This window comes from Bacillus cereus group sp. BfR-BA-01453 (assembly GCF_022662915.1).
GTDB classification, from domain to species: domain Bacteria; phylum Bacillota; class Bacilli; order Bacillales; family Bacillaceae_G; genus Bacillus_A; species Bacillus_A paranthracis.
Genome location: NZ_JAKUEN010000011.1, coordinates 114,459 through 133,419, shown reverse-complemented (window position 1 = coordinate 133,419; position 18,961 = coordinate 114,459). Strand labels below are relative to the sequence as shown.

Sequence of the window (18,961 nt, the reverse complement as noted above, 5' to 3'; positions counted from 1 at the left end):
TGATGATACATACTTTAGTAAGGGGACAAAAGATAGACGTCACAAAGAATCATCCGGGGATTAGAGGGGGAAATAATCACAAATAATTAATAAGAGATACTGGAGAAACTAAGACTAAGCTAATAGTGAAGGGGAATAAAGTATGAAAAAAAGTGAAGTTTTGTTCCGAAATGTAGAGGAAGTTATGAGCTTTGATCCGATAAATGATATATATGAGTATGAATTAGGACCTGTTAATTATAGGGGGGCTATAAAACTTTCATATTTGATTCGCACTTTAAATCGATTAGAGAAGGAAGGGAAATTGATCGTATGTCTTCGTGGTTTTTCTTTACCAGACGAGCATGAATGGTTTATTAAAGAGGATTTAAATAAATTTTTTGTTGTGGGACAAAAGGGAAGAGAATATTTGCAGAGAACAGAAGGAAAAAGAAGTAATTTATATACATATGAAATGAACGACAGGGAAGCGCTGGTAAAAGAGATTCAGGCTTTGTATAAAGAAGCGAATGGTTTATTAAAGAAAAAGAAGAGCGAATGGGTTGATGGGCAAATATCTGAAAAGTTTACTAATACTGATGAGGATAAAACTATAGAAGAGCTTCAGTACAATAAAGTTTTTTTAACAGCATTTTTACATAATATAGGTAATTTATGGTCAGGGAAAAAGACTAGCCCGCTAATTTCCGCTACATATGGAAAAAAGAAAAAGGAAATAGCTAGAAAGTTTGCAACTAATAGTTTGGATGGCGTACCTAGAAATAATGGATTTATTACTTTGGGGTATATTCCAATAGAAGAAAGGTGTTTTGAGGTATTAACAGAGGATTTAAATAAAGAATTAGAAAGACTTGGGGTGAAATGGTATAACGATATTCACCAAGAAGTAATGCTTCTTGATGGTATAATGCCTCAACGTATCATTGGTGTGTTTGAAGTATTTCAGGATTCGCCTATAGAAAAATTCATTTTAAATCCATGGGTGTATAAAATGTTTTTAGAGAATGAACATTTTAATTACAAAAGAGGTATTAATATTAATCAAGAGAATTTTGATGAATTTGCTCAAGATTTGAAATATGGAGCTTATATCTTAGAAAATGAAAGTGGTAGATATAATAAGAGATTTGATGAAGACTATTACCACAGGGTACCGAGTGTAAGAAGACGTTGGAATTAGTGCATTAAGACTAATTGAATTATTCTCAAATATAAATATGTATTGCTAAAAAGGATTGGTACGGATTACGTGCTAATCCTTTTTAATAGTTTATATTTCTCTAATTGTAAATATAAAGTTTATTTAAAAATATTTTTAAGTGACGTGAATGTTACCTTTTTTAGAATTAAAATTTAATTAAGATATTCGATGAATGGGAGTTCATTAGTATAATTTGTTATTTAGCTTAAACTATGAGAAGGTACATTTTTATATTATAATTGTATGTAATAAAATGTAAGGTGATGAGCGATGAATACTACTCTTATAACAGAAGAACAAAAGTATTTAGATAAAACGGTAAAAGTAATAGATAGTTTGTTAGATCAAACAGAAGATGAGATGAAGAAGGAAGTAACATCTCAGGTTGAAGCTAGTTTACAAGAAATAAAACATAAGCAAATAAAGAAGTTAAATGAAGCACGAAAAAGTCCGTATTTTGGTAGGTTGGATTTTGAAGATGACTATGGTGAAGAGACTATTTACATAGGAAAAAAAGGTATTGATGATGATGGGGATCTTATTGTTGTAGATTGGCGTACTGATTTAGGTAAGCTTTACAATGCTTACCAAGGCGTGCAATCTCGCTTTTCTATTGGAAATGATCAAAGTCAATTCGTTCAAATTCTTGGTAAGCGCGGTATTATTATTCAAGATGGAATAATTAATAGTGTAAATGAAATTGGTCAAAGTGGGATTGTCGAAGAGGAAGACGGCCAGCAAGTAAAATATATGGATGATTATTTGAATGAAATTTTGTCTAATACAGGTGAATCTCATCAATTACGAGATATTGTTTCGAGTATTCAGGCGGAGCAAGATGAGATTATTCGTTTACCGTTAAAAGACACCATTATTGTTCAAGGGGCCGCGGGAAGTGGGAAATCTACAATTGCCCTTCATCGTATTTCTTATCTTCTATATCAATATCATGAACAAGTGAAGCCGCAAGATATTTTGATTTTGGCGCCGAACGAAATTTTCTTATCCTACATTAAAGATATTGTTCCTGAAATTGAAGTAGACGGTATTGAACAACGTACATTCTATGATTGGGCATCGACTTATTTTACAGATGTAAACAGCATTCCAGAATTACATGACCACTATGTAAATGTCTATGCTTCTTCTAATAAAGAAGATCTTATAAAAGTTTCAAAATATAAAGGATCTCTTCGCTTTAAAAAGTTATTAGATGACTTTGTTGAGTATATCGGAAGTACAATGATTCCGCATGGTAGTATTATTATTGGATCAGATGTTATGTTGCAAAAAGATGAAATTCATAATTTCTATCAAACGAAGGAACATTTGCCGTTGAATGTTCGTATGAAAAAAGTAAAAGATTTCATTACAAGTTGGAGCATAGCAGAGACGAAGAAGAAAATACAGCAAATTGAAGATGAGTTTGAAGATGCTTATCAGAAGTGGATTATTACGCTTCCAGAAGGAGAAGAGCGTAAAGCAATTTATGAAGCATTGGAAAAAGCGAAGGAATTACGTGAGAAAGTATTCCGCGAAAAAATGAAAAGTGAAATTGAGTTATATGTGAAGAAGATGCAGCATATTTCTGCAATACTTATGTATAAATCTATTTTCCAAAAGAAAGTATTTGATACATTCCACAAAGGTATAGAACAAGAGCTACTTAGTTTGCTTCTGAAAAACGGAAGACAAGTAAAACAAGAAAAATTTACATATGAAGATATTGCGCCGCTTATTTATTTGGATGCGAAAATTAATGGAAAAAAATTAGAATATGAGCATATCTTCATTGATGAAGCACAAGATTATAGTCCATTCCAACTTGCAATTATGAAAGACTATGCAAAATCAATGACGATTTTAGGTGATATTGGGCAAGGGATTTTCTCTTTCTATGGTTTAGATCGATGGGAAGAAATCGAGTCATATGTATTTAAAGAAAAAGAATATAAACGTCTTCACCTGCAAACGAGCTACCGTTCTACGAGACAAGTAATGGATATGGCAAATCGTGTGTTGCTAAATAGTAACTATGATTTTCCACTTGTAATCCCGGTAAACCGTCCAGGAGCTGTACCTGCTATTCAAAATGTGGCAAGTGCTGGAGAGCTATATGATGAAATGGTACGTTCTATTCAAGAGTTTGATGGAAAAGGACATAAAACAGTTGCTATTTTAACAGATACAAAACAGGCAGCTATTGACACTTATGATGAATTGGAAAGACGAGGAGTCAATAGTATTCAAGTAATTTCAGAAGGAAGACAAGAATTACATGAAAAAATTGTTATTATTCCATCGTATTTAGTAAAGGGATTAGAATTTGATGCAGTAATTATACATGATGTAAGTAAAACAACCTTTAAAGATGAGACTTTACACGCTAAAATGTTATATATGTCCATTACGCGTGCCCACCATGATTTGCACATGTTTTATCGTGGTAACATATCACCGTTATTGGAGGATCGTGATCCAAATGCACCTCCAAAACCGAGAAAGTCTTTTAAAGACTGGTTAATCACAGATATTTCTAATCCAAACATCGAACCACAAGTGGAAAAGATGAAAGTAGTAGAACAAGAAGATACACTACGATTGTTTGACGATGAGGAAGAAGAGGTAGTTATGGAAGCATTTGAAGAAGATCGTGAACGCTACTATGACTTTTATGCATGGTTGAAAGTATGGCATCGTTGGGCAGAATTAAAGAAGAAGCTACAGGACTAGAAATTAGAAGGTTGTGATATAGAAATGAAAGTATATTCTGGTGGTTTTACAGCCGAACATTTATATCGTAATGAAATGAAGATAGTGGCAGACCTACAATTAAAGGGTATGTCAAAGCAAGCTATTAAAGATAAAGTATTTGAGGAAAACCTCTTTCATTGCCGCAGTGAAGCGGCAATGAAAGATATTTTTCCACGTGTGTATAGAAGAACAGAAAAGTTGGATGATACATTGCGTGAAATTCTAGTAAATGGTTCACGTTCTGATAATAATGCCATTTTGCTATATGCATTTTTAAAGCATTTTAAGTTTCCACGTGATTTTGTACTAGAAGTAATTCATTATAACTTAAAACGCTTTAAGAATACGGTAACGGAAGGCAATGTTATAACCTTTTTTGAAGAAAAAGGTCAACAATATGAAGAAGTTCGAAAATGGACGGACCAAACAAAGTATAAGCTAAAGCAAGTTACATTAAAGATCTTAGTGGATGGAGAGCTCCTTGTGAAAAAAGGAAATGAGTATGAAATCAAATCGATTCCGCTAAGTAAAGAGTTACGAGAATACGTAGAAAATAATACTGAATATAGTGACTTACTTATTCTTACATTAAATGACTGATGGTGATAGATGTGGAAATGATTCAACAGAAATTGGATCGTTTTTTTGAAGAAATTCAAAAAGAGGATTTTTTAAAGATGCGTGGACTTGGAAATGAAGTCCCTTATTTTGTGTTTGACTATGATCCTGAATATGAACTGATGGTTAGAAATTCAGTGAAATATTTTGCAGATAAAATGCAAGTAAATATAAAAGTCTTAAATTTATTTGATATGATTATCGACTTGTTTGAAGACATTGGTGGTATAGAGGGATTAAAGCAATTTGAAGAAGAGCAAGGAACAGAAGAATTATTTGAGGCAATTCTTCCAACGTTAGAAGAAGAACAATTGGTAGAACGTATTGGAGAAGAAGCCACTGATGCAAAAATTGTCTTTGTTACAGGTGTGGGCAGTGTATTTCAACTTGTAAGTACGCATGAGCTTTTAAACCAGCTACATGCACGAGTAACAAATACACCAATTATTATCTTTTACCCAGGAGAGTATACGGGGCAAGGATTAAGTTTATTCAACCGTTTTGAATCAAACGGATATTATCGTGCATTTTCGATATAGAAGATAAGGGGAGAAACGAGTATGTTGCAAGACTCTTTTACAATTAAAGAATTATTTAAAAAAGATATTGATCGTGAAATTAATGGTGTTGTTCAGGCTGGGCAGCGAGATGAAGGTGTTATTCAAGATGAATTAGATGAGTACGTAATGACAAAAGAAATTAGCGAGAACATGGCGTATTTCTTCAAAAATTATGCATATAGCTTTGAAAATCAAACAACAAAAATGGGTGTATGGATTTCTGGTTTCTTTGGATCAGGTAAATCTCACTTCTTAAAAATTTTATCTTATTTATTAAACAATGAAACAGTATATGGCAAACGAGCTGTAGACTTTTTTGTGAATAAGACCGATGATCAGGAATTATTAAACATCCTTCAACAATCTGCAAACTATAAGAGTCAAGCAATCTTATTCAATGTAGATTCTAAATCAGCAGGTGGGAAAAAAGAAAAAGCAACGATAGTGGATGTATTTTTTAAAGTGTTTAATGAATATTTAGGTTACTCTTCTACACCATGGATTGCTAATTTAGAAAGACAACTTGCAGAAGAGGGAATTTATAATCAGTTTGTTAAGCGTTTTGAAGAGATAGATGGTACGAAATGGGTAGATAGCCGTGCACGTTTACTATTTAAGAAAAAATCATTTGTTGAAGCATTAACACAATTAGGATACACAACGGATACAGCGGAATCTGTCTTATCCGCTTCTAACAAAAATTTCGAGATGAGTTCGGAAGACTTCGCTAAGTTGGTTGCTAAGCATGTGAAAGATCAAGGACAGGATTTTCGATTAACGTTTTTAGTAGATGAAGTTGGGCAGTATATTGGCGATGATTCTGATTTAATGTTAAATCTTCAAACGGTAACAGAAGATTTGGGTAACTATTGTCACGGAAAAGTTTGGGTCATTGTTACATCGCAAGAACAAATCGATGCTGTAACAAAAATAAAAGGAATGGAGAAGTTTTCAAAAATCCAAGGTCGATTTGCAACAAAAATCCATCTTACAAGTTCGAATACAGACGAGGTTATTAAACGTCGCCTTTTAGAAAAAACAGCAGCAACAGCAGATCGCTTACAAATTGATTTCGATCAAATTGGTCAAAGCTTAAATAATACATTGACGTTCGAGAAAGATAAGTCGGTCCTACAAAATGGATTTAAAGAAGCGGATGAATATGCATCTATTTATCCATTCGTTCCATATCAAGTAGAATTATTACAACGAGTATTCAATAAGGTTCGCCGACAAGGAGAAGCTGGTGCACATTTATCACAAGGGGAACGTTCTTTATTGAATGCTTTCCAAGAAGTTGCGATTCAGTTGAAAGATGAAGATACAAATCAATTAGCACGATTCTCACAGTTTTACGAAACGGTAAAACGTTTCTTAAGCACGTCTGTTTCAGCTACGATTGTTGAAGCTGGCAAGCGTGATGGTATTACTGAATTTGATATAGAAGTACTTAAAGTATTATTCATGATTAAAGGTATTGATGAAGTAAAAGCAACTGTTGAAAACATTACAACTTTGCTTGTAGATGGTGTAGATTGTATTAAAAATGAATTGGAAAAAGAAGTGAAACAATCACTATACCGCCTTCGTCAAAAAATGCTAATCGCAGAAAATGCAGATCGTACATTCGTTTTCTTAAGCGATGATGAGCAAGAAATTAACCGTGAAATTCAAAGTGAGAATTTAAATGAGGCAAATGTTGTCGATGCTTTAGGTAAAGTGTTCTATGAAGATATTGTGAAGGTAAGATCATATCGTTATCAGAAAACGCATGATTTTGAATTTAATAAAGCATTTGATACATATAATCGTGGCGGGAAGACAAATGCGTTAACACTGCAAGTATATACAGGTGATATATCAGAAGAACAATCACGTGCAGATGCACATTCTGGAACGATGATTATGTATATTCCGGATCATTACGCTGAAAAATTCTTTGAACCAATGCAATATGCACAAAAAATCCAGGCATTTACTAATAAAAAAAGTTCAACAAGTTTAACGGAAAAACAAAAACAAATATTAGATGAAAAACGTGCGCAAATTGGTCAATTTGAGAAGAAAGCGACAGAAGCATTAGCTGAAGCAGCAACAAATGCAAAGTACTTTATTCAAGGGCAAGATTACGAATTTAAGGGTACATTAGAAAATCAATTACAAAGTGCATTTGAGATCTTAGTTCGAAATACGTACAGCTACTTAGGTTATATTGATGAACCAGTACCTGTAAAAAATGCAAATGACATCATTCTTGATTGGGCAACAAAAGGTTTACCGGCAAGATTAGATGGAACATTTGAAAACCACCTGGCTTATGATACGATTGTTCGTTTCTTAGAGGAAAGTCGTGGTAGACAAATTGTTACTATGAAATTGTTAGTAGAGAAGTTTAAAGATGTACCATATGGATGGAGCGAAAATGATATCGCTGGTATGGTCGCAGCTGCTCTCTATAATAAAAAAATTAAGCTGATGTATTTAAATGAAAGCTTTGATACAACAAGCTCGCAGTTTATCGCTCGAATTACAAAGGCTTCGGAAAGAGAAAAAGTTGTTATTGAAGCGCAAATCGGTATACCATCGCGTGTGCGTAAAGAAGTTGTAGAAACAATGCGGGAACTGTTCAACTTCTATGATATCGGTGAAACTTACGATGAAGTCGCGAAAAGTATTCGTAATCAAATTCAAAAACATTTCATAGAGACAATTGACGATATGCAGCGTACGAAGCAACGTGAAGACCAGCAATATCCATATCCAGGCGGAATTGCACTTTCTAAAATTAAAAATAGTATTATAGACTTATTGGCTATCACAAAACAAGAAAATTTTGTTGAAGAATTTATTGAGCTTGATGAAGATTTAGAAGAATGGTTAGACGATGTGCAGCATTTAAACTCATTCTATAATGGTAATGCAATTCGTCATTTTGATGAAAGTGTACGTGTATTAAAAGAGCGCCGGGATGATTTAGATGTAGCACAGCATGATGCAGAAGTGCAAAAAGTTAAAAATAGTATTGTATCTATTTTAACAAGTGACAATCCATATAAGCATATTCCTAATTTGCCAATTTTAAATGAGCAATTGAAACAAGGGCTTTCTAATTTTGTAAAACATGAAATTGGTACACAATTGAAGCAAATGGAAACAATTCGTCGTGATATGGAAAGCCTACAAACACGATATCAAAATATTGATTCCATCAAAGAAGTAGTTCAAGAAAAAATAGCTGAATTACAGAAACGTGTTAAACAAATGCAGGACCTTGAAAGTATTTCACGTGTGTATACGTATACGCAAATGGCAAATAATGATTATCGCCGTTTGGAGGAGAGGGTCAAGGAACTATATAAAGATTACGCAGATGACCAAGATGATCTAGATGGTACTGATCAAATTAATATTGTGAAAATGAGTGTCTCGCAATTAATGGCTGTTGCACTACCAGATGGTCAAGTAGAAATAGAGAACATTCAAGCTTTAAGGGAATGGTTGGAAAAACTGGAAGATGCGGTTAATAAAGAATTAAATCAAGGAAAAACAGTACAGATTAAAAAATAAAGGAGAACAAATGCGATGAATAAAAAAGTACTAAAAGAATTTGCAGTCTATGCCCGTAACGAACTTCGTGAACAAATCGCATTACGAGCACAAGCCTTTGGAGTCACATCCGAAGGCTCTCCTGTGCTTGTAACAGGGGCGGATTATGTAGAAATAAATGGGAATAAATATCCAGTATCTTATAAAAATAGTATTCAAAAATTGTTAAGAGAAGTTGAAACAAAAGGCTACGATAATGTAATTGAAGAAGTAGCATACACATGGTTTAACCGTCTTATCGCTATTCGCTATATGGAAGTACATAACTATCTGCCATCAAAAGTACGTGTATTATCTAGTGAAACAAAAGGAAAAGTTGATCCGGATATTTTAACAGAGTATCAATACACGGATTTGCCAGTGAATAAAGAAGACGTGGCTTCTTTATTAGCACAAGGAAATCGTGAAGAAGCATTTCGTAAGTTATTAGTAGCACAATGTAATGAATTAAATGGAATGATGGATTTCTTATTTGAAAAATTAGCGGATTATACGGAATTATTATTGCCGGAGTCTTTATTACATGCAGATTCATTAATAAATAAATTAGTGAATGATTTAGGGGATGATTTCCAAGAAGTTGAGGTTATCGGATGGCTTTATCAATTTTATATGTCAGAGAGAAAGGAGAAGGTTGGTGGACTTAAAAACAATGCTGTAAAAAAAGAAGATTTGCCTGTTGTTACTCAATTATTTACACCAAAATGGATTGTACAATATATGGTACAAAATTCATTAGGGAAATTATATGATGAGTGGAAGCCAGAAAACAACCTTGTAGAAGATTGGGAATACTACTTCAAATCATCTGAGAAATTACCGATCCCAGGTGTTAAGGATTTGGAAGAAATAAAGGTGATTGATCCAGCATGTGGATCTGGACATATTTTAGTGTATGCGTTTGACTTGCTGTACGATATGTATTTAGAAGCGGGATACTCGGAACGGGATATTCCAGGGTTAATTATTGAGAAGAATTTGTACGGTCTTGATATTGATAAACGTGCTGTGCAGATGGCAAGCTTCGCATTAATGATGAAGGGACAAGAAAAATATCGTCGTTTCTTAAAAAAAGCAGAGGATTTAAAGTTAAACATTTGTGAGTTTGTAGATAGCGAAAAAATTTCTGATGATGCACTAGCATTTTTATCAGAAAAGATAGGGGATCTGGGCTGGGTTTCTTCTTTACAAGGACAATTTGAGAATGCAAAGCAGTTTGGTTCACTTATAGTTCCTAAAGAAGAAGCCTCAGTATATTTAGAGTATATTAAACACATTGAAGATTATAATTTAGATGCAGTAGATTTATTAGAGGAAGTTTATATTATTGAATTGAATGAGAAGTTAGTCCCTTTATTAGAACAAGCATATTTATTAGCTTTAAAATATGAAGTGGTAGTAACTAATCCACCTTATCATAATAAATACAATCCTATTTTAAAGAAATTTATGGGAGTTAACTATAGCAACTACAAATCTGATTTATATGCTGCTTTTATTTATTGTTGTACAAATATGACTACAAAAAATGGTTTTTCTGCATTGATGACGCCTTATACATGGATGTTTATAACTACTCATGAAAAATTAAGAAGATATATTATCGAAAATCAGAGTATAAATACGTTAATTCAATTAGAATATTCTGCTTTTAAAGAAGCGACGGTACCGATTTGTACATTTGTTGTTCAGAACCAATGTAAACTTCAGGTTGGTGAATATATTAGATTAGAGGATTTTAAAGGTTATTCCATCCAACCGGTTAAAGTAAGGGAAGCGGTAAGGGATTCGGTTTATTATCGTTATTCTGCCAATAGTCGAGATTTTTATAATATTCCAGGTTTTCCAATTGCGTATTGGGTATCTGCATCTGTAAAAGAAAGTTTTCTAAATAGTGCAAGATTAGAGGAAGTATCCGAACCTAAGGTTGGATTGCAAACTGGTAACAATAATAAATTTTTAAGATTTTGGTTTGAAGTTAGTGCTGTAAAGGCTAATCTAAAGTTAATTGATTATCCAGAATTGAATCAATTAAAATGGCTTCCTTACAATAAGGGAGGAGCTTATCGAAAATGGTATGGCAATCAAGAATATGTTGTAGATTGGTTTAATAATGGAGAAAGTATAAAAAACTATAAAGGTTCGGTTCTTCGGAACTCTTCGTATTATTTTAAAGAGGGAATTACTTGGTCAGATGTTAGCTCAAGTTATTTTGGTGTGAGATATTTAAATGAAGGTTTTTTATTTGATGTTTCAGGATCTATGACATTTACAAGCAAAGAAAACTTATTTTATTTACTGGGGCTATTGAGTAGTAATATTTCAGTAACAATGTTAAAAATCCTTAATCCTACATTACACTTTCAGGTAGGAAATATAAAGAATATTCCAGTGAAAATAGATAAATCCAATTATCCTTATGTTACTAAGTTAGTAGAAGAAAACATAGGGATTTCTAGAGAAGATTGGAACCATTTTGAAAACTCTTGGGATTTTGAATGGCATCCACTTTTAAAGTATCGTGGACAAGCTAAAGTTTTAGAGGAATGCTATACAAGTTGGGAAGAGTATGCTGAAAATCAATTCTGTAAACTCCAACAAAACGAAGAAGAGTTAAATAAAATCTTTATCGAAATGTATGGCTTACAAGACGAACTAACACCAGAAGTACCAGATGGAGAAGTAACAATTCGCCGAGCCGACCGCGTTCGTGATACAAAATCATTCTTATCCTACTGTATTGGTCTTATGATGGGACGTTACTCACTAGATGTAGAAGGCCTAGCATATGCAGGTGGAGAATGGGATACTAGTAAGTATAAAACATTCCAACCTGATTCAGATGGTATCATTCCATTAACAGATACAGAGTATTTTGAAGATGATGTTGTAACGCGTTTACAAGAATTATTAGTGATTATGTTTGGACAAGATACTCTTGCAGAGAACCTTCGTTGGTTAGCTGAGTCACTTACAATGAAAAATAATGAAACGCCTGTTGAGCGTCTTCGTCGTTATTTCTTTGATGAGTTTTATAGTGATCACTGTAAGATCTATCAAAAACGCCCAATTTACTGGATGGCGGATTCAGGTAAAAAGAAAGGTTTCCGTGCGTTGTTCTACTTGCATCGTTATACACCAGAAACATTAGCGACAATGCGCTTCTCTTATTTGCAGAATTTACAAGAGAAATTAAGCCAAGAACAAAAACGTTTAGAACAAGATCTTGTAAATCCGGATTTAACAGCTGCGATGAAGAAGCGATATAATAAGCAGTTAACGACAATTAAAGCACAGCAAGATGAGCTTATTGACTTTGATAAGAAGATGGCTGAACTTGCAAATCAGCGTATTGCACTTGATTTAGATGATGGAGTAGTTGTAAACTACAAGAAGATTGAAAGCGTGCTTGCGAAGATTAAATAATAAAAAATGGATAGAGCATGCCCTCTATCCATTTTTTTATTTGAGTAGTTTACAATCGTCCTATTCTTTTTTATTCTAGGAGTTGGACAATAAGTTTAGTGAGAGTTGGTGACTGATGAATATCATAGAAGAGTTACTTCGACTGTTTCATCAACAACAGGAAGAGAATAATAGTACGAATCGTTCACTGGTGTTTTGGTATGATGCACAAAGTGAAGGGCGTGATGTGACAGAAATAGAAGAAGCAATCAAACGGGAAAATATTCAATTTCATTATTTAGACGAACATAATGCTTTCCGTACAAAGGTTTTATTGGAGAAAGAGGATACCGATAATTCGTATTTAATTTATGCTCCATTTCCAAAACCAGAGGATCGGGAGAATTTTTTATTAGATATTTTATTATATAGCGGAAGTTACGGTGAGTTTCAAGCTGATGAGGTTGCGATTCGTATGAAGGAATTGCGTTTAGATCATCTTGCAATCCGACCATTTTTAGAAGAGCATACGAAGTTCTTTGATAATAAGCAACGTGTAGCGAAGTTTCAAAAATTACTTCCTAATAAGTCGACAGTTGAGCAGGTAAAGCAAACGATGCTGGCTGTGTTATGTAATGCTAAAAGTATTACACCACAAGATATTTTAAAAAGTGTTGTAGCTGGTGGAAGTTTATCTGATACAAATGAAATGCTTGAGCAAGTTGCTAAGTATTTGGATACAGAAGTATTTTATACGTTCATAGAAGAGTATTTTGGAATTGCTAAACAAGACGATAATCGTCTTGTTCAAATTATGGAGACAATCGTGTTCCAGCATTATGCTGCATACTTAGATGAGAAGCTAGTAGCGTTTAAGTATGAGTCAACAGTTCCGAATATATGTAAAGTGTTTATTGAAGATTGGTTAAAGTCGGAAGAAAGAAATGTACTAGAAGGAATTTTAGACATATTAGAACAAAAGTGGAATGTAGTACAAGCAGTGGATCAGTACACGTATCAAGCTTTTCTTCGATGTGACACTTTTGCAGTAGTAGAGCGTAAAATTCTTGATGTGTTACATGAGCTACTTCTAAATGAAACGATAGTGGTAACAGAGTGGAAGAGTATTTTAACTGAGCGAAGTAAGAGTTATTGGTATAAGACTCGTTTTCATAAGGAATATGAACTGTTAGAAAAGGCACTCCGTTTGTATGAGTGGAAAGATGTATTTGAGCGTAATGACATTCCGAAGAATGAAGAAGAATGGTTTACGTTTTATACAGATAAATATTATAATATCGATCAAGCGTATCGTCATTTTCAAGTACATTATGTAAATGAGCCTAATTTAGATGAATATAGTGAGTTATTGGAGCGATTAACGTTTTGGTATGAGAATCGATATTTAGTAGAGTTAGGTCGTTATACAGATGAGATAGTAGAGGCTAAATTAAAAGAGAACTGGCCAATTACTGATGTAATGCAGCAGAAGAACTTTTATCGTTATATGATTCGTCCGCTTGTGGAAGGTTCTAGAGAGCGTATTTTTGTGATCATTTCTGATGCACTTCGCTATGAGATTGGACAAGAGTTAACAAATAGTTTTAGTCAGCGATTGAATACAGAAGTAAGGTTAATTCCTATGCAAGCATCGCTACCGACGTATACACAACTCGGAATGGCTGCGTTGTTACCTGGAAAGATATCTAATATTGCAAGTGATGGTACTGTATATGTAGATGAAATTTCTACAAAAGGGTTGCAAAATCGAAATAAGATTTTACAATCGCGTGAACCAGATTCTATTGCATTAAAAATGGAAGAATTCATTGGTTTAAGTAAGGAAGACGGTTTAGGATTTATAAAAGGAAAACGTGTTGTCTATTTATATCATGATAATATCGATGCGATTGGTGATTCTGGTAAAACGGAAGGTTATACATATGAAGCTGTTGAGAATACGATAGAACGTGTAAAGGTTGTTGTTCGAAAGCTGACTGGTACGTATGACGCTGGCCGCATCTTTATTACAAGTGATCATGGGTTCTTATATCAATCTTCACAAGTAGAAAAACATCAGAAAACAGAAAGTATAAAAGGTGATGTTTTTGATAGTAATCGTCGATTTGCTATCGGGAAAGATTTAATAGAGCCTGAAGGAACAGTAAAGATTTCTTTGAAATATTTAGGGCTAGAACAAGAAGCGGTTATTGCGAAAGGATTAAATCGCTTTACTGCTGGTGGTGGACTACGCTTTGTTCACGGAGGAGCAATGCCGCAAGAAAGTATTGTGCCTTTAATTGAATATCGTCAGTTAAAAGGAAAAGCACGTAAGGCAGAGAAAGAACTTGTAGATGTTCGAGTTACTTCTATTCAAAAAGTCATTACAAGTTATCAATTTATCGTGCCATTTTTCCAAGAAGAAAAAGTGTCAAATGAGTTATATCCACGAACATTGCGCGCAGCATTTTATCGTAATAATGAGCGGATTTCAAATGAATTAACAATCGTATTCGATTCTAAAGGAGAGGTAGTAGAGCGTCAAACAGAAGCTGTATTCCATCTGCTAGAAGATCGTTATAAAACAGGTGATGTTTGTGTACTACGTTTAGAGGATGTTTCGGGACGTACGACAGAAATGTATAAAGAAGAAGAGTTTGAACTAAAGTTATATAGTATTTAATAGGTTGAAGGCCTTCCGATTATTTCTAATATTGGGAGGCCTTTTCTTTTTGCTATAATGAAATATAGAAATGTTATTGGTAGGAGGAGTCTTATGTTAGAGGTAGGCGATATTGTTAAAGGATCGTTATGGCCTGAAATAGTAGAAATAAAGAAATGTGAAGATATACAAGGAAGTTTTTATCGTGTTGAGGCATATGGAAAAGATAGTAATCAGTACTATCAAGTAATTATGCTCCCGGAACAGTTGCAATCAATTGAAAAGTTGAATGATTTAGCCGGGAAAACTTTGTTATCGCCAAAACAATTAAAGCGTTATATGTTATATCGAGAACTTTTGATTGATCGGAAATTTTCTAAGTCTCGTGCATTAGGAAACAAAAATATTCTACCACTTCCACATCAAATTGAAGCAGTTTATGGGAGAATGTTGCAAGTGCCAACTGTCCGTTTTCTGCTTGCGGATGACCCGGGAGCTGGGAAAACAATTATGGCAGGTATGCTCATTCGTGAATTGAAAGCAAGAAGAAGTGCGGATCGGATTTTAATTCTTGTTCCTCCATTAGTATTGAAGCAGTGGCAGCAAGAACTACATGAAAAGTTCGGAGAAGAATTTACGATTGTGACACGTCATACTTTAAAAGAATACAACGGTAAAAACCCATTTGTTGAACAGAACTGTATATTAACATCTCTTTATTGGGCATCAAGAGATGATATTAAAAGTCTTGTGATGGAAGCTGATTTTGATTTAGTTATTGTAGATGAAGCTCATAAGATGGCAGCTTATACAACAGGTAATAAGAATAAAAAAACGAAGCGTACAAAGATATATCAATTGGGAGAAGGGATTCTTAGGAATAGTGAGCATGCTTTGTTGTTGACTGCTACTCCTCACAAAGGAGATGTAGAAAACTTTCGTCATTTAATGAAGTTGATTGATCCAGATATTTTTTCTTCTATTGGGATTAAAGAAACGTTACGTGATAAAACGAATCCATTTATTATTCGGCGCTTAAAAGAAGGTTTGAAGCAATTTGACGGCACTCTTCTATTTCCAAAGCGTACAACAAAAACAATTAAATATGACTTGTCAGATAGAGAATTAGAACTATATGAGGCTGTGACAGAGTATGTAAAAGTGCATTTTAATCGTGCGATGAGTCGAGGGAATAACAGTACTGCTTTTGCAATGATTTTATTACAAAGAAGATTAAGTTCTTCTATAGAAGCTGTGCATTTATCATTAGTACGTCGCCATCAACGATTGGTAACATTGTTAGAAGTGATGGAGAAAAAACATGTTGATCTTGAGGATATATCTGTAGAGGATTATGAAGAAGCAACATTTGAAGAGCAAGAACTATTAGAGCAAAACAGTGAAGAAAGTATAGATACGATTGATCCGAGAGAGCTGGAAGTAGAGATTACAGAGTTAGAACGTCTTATTCATCATTCGAGTGATATTCGCCAAAATTGTGTTGAACGTAAATATATAGAACTTGAAAATACGTTGTTTGGAACGGATGGCCTTTTGCAAAAAGGAGAAAAAATTCTCATTTTTACGGAATCAACAGACACGCTGCATTATTTAGAAAAGCGCCTTAGTACACACGGATTACGTATTGCTAAAATTATTGGAAAATATTCTATGGATGAGAGAAGAAGACAGGTGGAATTTTTCCGAAGTGATTATCCAATCATGCTTGCAACAGATGCGGGTGGAGAATCAATTAACTTGCAGTTCTGTAATCAAATGGTGAACTATGATATTCCGTGGAACCCAAACAAACTAGAACAACGTATGGGACGTATACATCGTATCGGTCAAAAGAATGAAGTGTTTGTTTTTAATTTAGTAGCGGGCAATACACGTGAAGGTGATGTGTTACATACTCTTTTAGTAAAAATGGACAAAATGAAAAACGATTTAGGACAAGACCTTGTTTATGATTTTATAGGGGATCGTCTTGAAGATCGGATGATAGATTTACCTACACTTATGCAACATGCAGTTTTGAATCGGGAACAGCTAGAAGATATAAAACGAGATGTGAATCAAGTTTTATCGGAGGAATATGAGGAGTTATTAAGAGTTGCTCAAGAAGAGCGGCTTGCAATGGATAGTATTGATCTACCTGGTATGCAACGTGAACAACAGGAAATAGCCATCCAAAAGGTTCCGATGAGAGTATACGCAGATTTTACTGCTAATACATTAAGTGATTATAGGGTTAGAGTATATCCCTCGCAAAATGATCAAATGTATCGGATTGATAGAATTCCGAAATCAATTCGTGAATTTGCGAGAAAGCATCGTATTCCATTGAAAGGGAAAGAGGATTCCTATCGTTTTACAAGCAAGGAAGAGTATATAGATGAAACGGTTTCGTTAATCCAAAATGATAATCCGTTGTTTTCTTTAGCAATCAAGCTTATGAAAGATGAGATGGAGGGAGTAACAGTTGTTACTTATGAAATCCCAATTTCAATTCAAGAGAAACTTGAAGTTGAAGGATATGAAATTAGGCTAACAGATGGAACCGGAAGAGAATTGCATAAAGATATAGTGTATTTTGCAAAGCGAGAAAATGGAAATGTAATAGAATTAGATTCATATTGGTTATATGGTTCATCATTTGATGCAGCGATTCAAAAGAAAGAAGAAGGAACTCATTTACTTATGCAGGCAATGGATCATGTGATGCAAAAGCGAGAAGAGTTCGTCATAAGAAACGAAACACAGTTAAATAAAAAAATACAATTTTTACGTCGTGCGTTTGATTCGCAATATCAAAATACGATGGATAAGTTGGAGAAATATCGCAATGAAAATGTAGATAATCGTAATTCAGCATTGATTAATCAGATGAAAGCGCAGCTACTCGATATTGAAGACCGTCGTAAAAGTCGTCTTGAAGAAGTAGAAAGGGAGAGAAATGTAAACGTTATGCCTCCGTATAAAGTGATGCAAGTAACCTTAGTACCGGATAAAAAGAATATTTCTCGACTTATATCAAGTGATTATAAAGAATTGATTAATGAGTATGAGGGGAATAATCAACGTAAGAATGTTAAGACATATTCCAACCTATCATTAGTAGATTTTATGAGTGAAGATGAAAATGGAAATACACGCTGTATTATTTTAATGGTAGATGAAAACTTTGTTTTATCAATCAACCACCAACGGGATTTGGAAGAATTACCGTTCGATATATTCATATATGTTATACAAAATAATCAGGTTGTAAAAGAATGTAAGTGGAAGGGGATATATATATAATGAGAGCTCAAACAATTCAAATATTTTTACCAGATGGTTCACCTAGAAGTATTCGTATAGCTGAATTTACAAGTGGAATTACTCAAATTATTGTAATACCGAGAAATAAATTGGAAGAAGCAAAGAATAGAGAGGAATTACAAAATGTAGGGATCTATTTCTTATTTGGCTCTTCAGATGATAAGGCGAAGGATCAGGTCTATATTGGCGAATCAGAAAATTGTTTTGAACGTTTAAAACAGCATAACGCGAAAAAAGATTTTTGGAATACTGCGTTAGTGGTTATTTCAAAAACAAATACTCTTACAAAATCATATGTAAAATATTTAGAGCATTTTACTTATAAAAAAGCAAAGGAAGTTGGGCGCTATGAAGTTGAAAATAGTATGATACCAAAAGAATCGTATATAACAGAATGGATGCAAGCAGATTTAATGCGTGTATTTGAAGATATAAAAATTTTAATTGGAACATTAGGTTATCCGTTATTTGAAGAATTACACGAGGCATCAGCAAAGCAGGAAGAAGTATTAACTTGTAAAGGAAAAGAAGCTTATGCAACAGGAGAATATACAGATGATGGCTTTGTTGTCTTTAAAGGATCAAAAGCAAATATTGAGGAAGCTCATACAGCGGGTGCATCGGTAATTAATATGCGAAAAAAATTATTAAATAGCGATATAGTAGAGAAAAAAGAAAATGTATATATTTTTAAGGAGGATTATATATTTAGTTCTCCAAGTGCGGCGGCTGCGGCAGTACTAGGGCGACGTGCAAATGGATGGACAGAGTGGAAAGATAATGATGGGCATACATTAGATGAGTTAAAACGTCAAAACTAGCGGTGTA

Annotated in this window: 9 protein-coding genes; all 9 read left to right on the top strand. The window is 33.9% G+C overall.

The features are described 5' to 3' along the window. Nucleotides 1-142 precede the first annotated feature (142 nt). The 9 genes from MR070_RS20030 (at nt 143) to MR070_RS19990 (ending at nt 18,954) form a co-directional block, all read left to right on the top strand. Nucleotides 143-1,180 carry a hypothetical protein gene (locus tag MR070_RS20030; RefSeq protein ID WP_048558551.1) on the top strand — a complete coding sequence of 346 codons (1,038 nt, stop codon included), beginning with the start codon at nt 143-145 and terminating at the stop codon, nt 1,178-1,180. 291 nt (nt 1,181-1,471) lie between these two features. Then, entirely contained in the window at nt 1,472-3,934 is a 2,463-nt protein-coding gene (gene helD / locus MR070_RS20025; RefSeq protein ID WP_242261894.1) for an RNA polymerase recycling motor HelD, read from the top strand. A gap of 24 nt (nt 3,935-3,958) precedes the next feature. Beyond that, complete coding sequence (locus MR070_RS20020; RefSeq protein WP_242261893.1) at nt 3,959-4,555, top strand: DUF1819 family protein; 597 nt, start codon at nt 3,959-3,961, stop codon at nt 4,553-4,555. A 17-nt stretch (nt 4,556-4,572) separates the two neighbouring features. Then, nucleotides 4,573-5,112 carry a DUF1788 domain-containing protein gene (locus MR070_RS20015; RefSeq protein ID WP_233723912.1) on the top strand — a complete coding sequence of 180 codons (540 nt, stop codon included), beginning with the start codon at nt 4,573-4,575 and terminating at the stop codon, nt 5,110-5,112. Nucleotides 5,113-5,133: 21 nt separating this feature from the next. Further along, a complete protein-coding gene (brxC, locus tag MR070_RS20010; protein ID WP_242261892.1) occupies nt 5,134-8,700 on the top strand; it encodes a BREX system P-loop protein BrxC in 3,567 nt (1,188 codons plus the stop codon). A gap of 15 nt (nt 8,701-8,715) precedes the next feature. Next, entirely contained in the window at nt 8,716-12,165 is a 3,450-nt protein-coding gene (gene pglX, locus MR070_RS20005) for a BREX-1 system adenine-specific DNA-methyltransferase PglX (protein WP_242261891.1), read from the top strand. A 115-nt stretch (nt 12,166-12,280) separates the two neighbouring features. Further along, nucleotides 12,281-14,827 (top strand): BREX-1 system phosphatase PglZ type A, encoded by a 2,547-nt coding sequence (gene pglZ, locus MR070_RS20000; RefSeq protein WP_242261890.1) that lies wholly within the window; start codon nt 12,281-12,283, stop codon nt 14,825-14,827. 93 nt (nt 14,828-14,920) lie between these two features. After that, the gene (locus MR070_RS19995) at nt 14,921-18,112 is read left to right on the top strand and encodes a DEAD/DEAH box helicase (protein ID WP_242261889.1); all 3,192 of its coding nucleotides are present in this window, start codon (nt 14,921-14,923) and stop codon (nt 18,110-18,112) included. Further along, nucleotides 18,112-18,954, top strand: a complete 843-nt coding sequence (locus tag MR070_RS19990) for a GIY-YIG nuclease family protein (protein WP_242261888.1) — start codon at nt 18,112-18,114, stop codon at nt 18,952-18,954. The genes MR070_RS19995 and MR070_RS19990 overlap by 1 nt, the downstream gene beginning before the upstream one ends. Nucleotides 18,955-18,961: the final 7 nt, after the last annotated feature.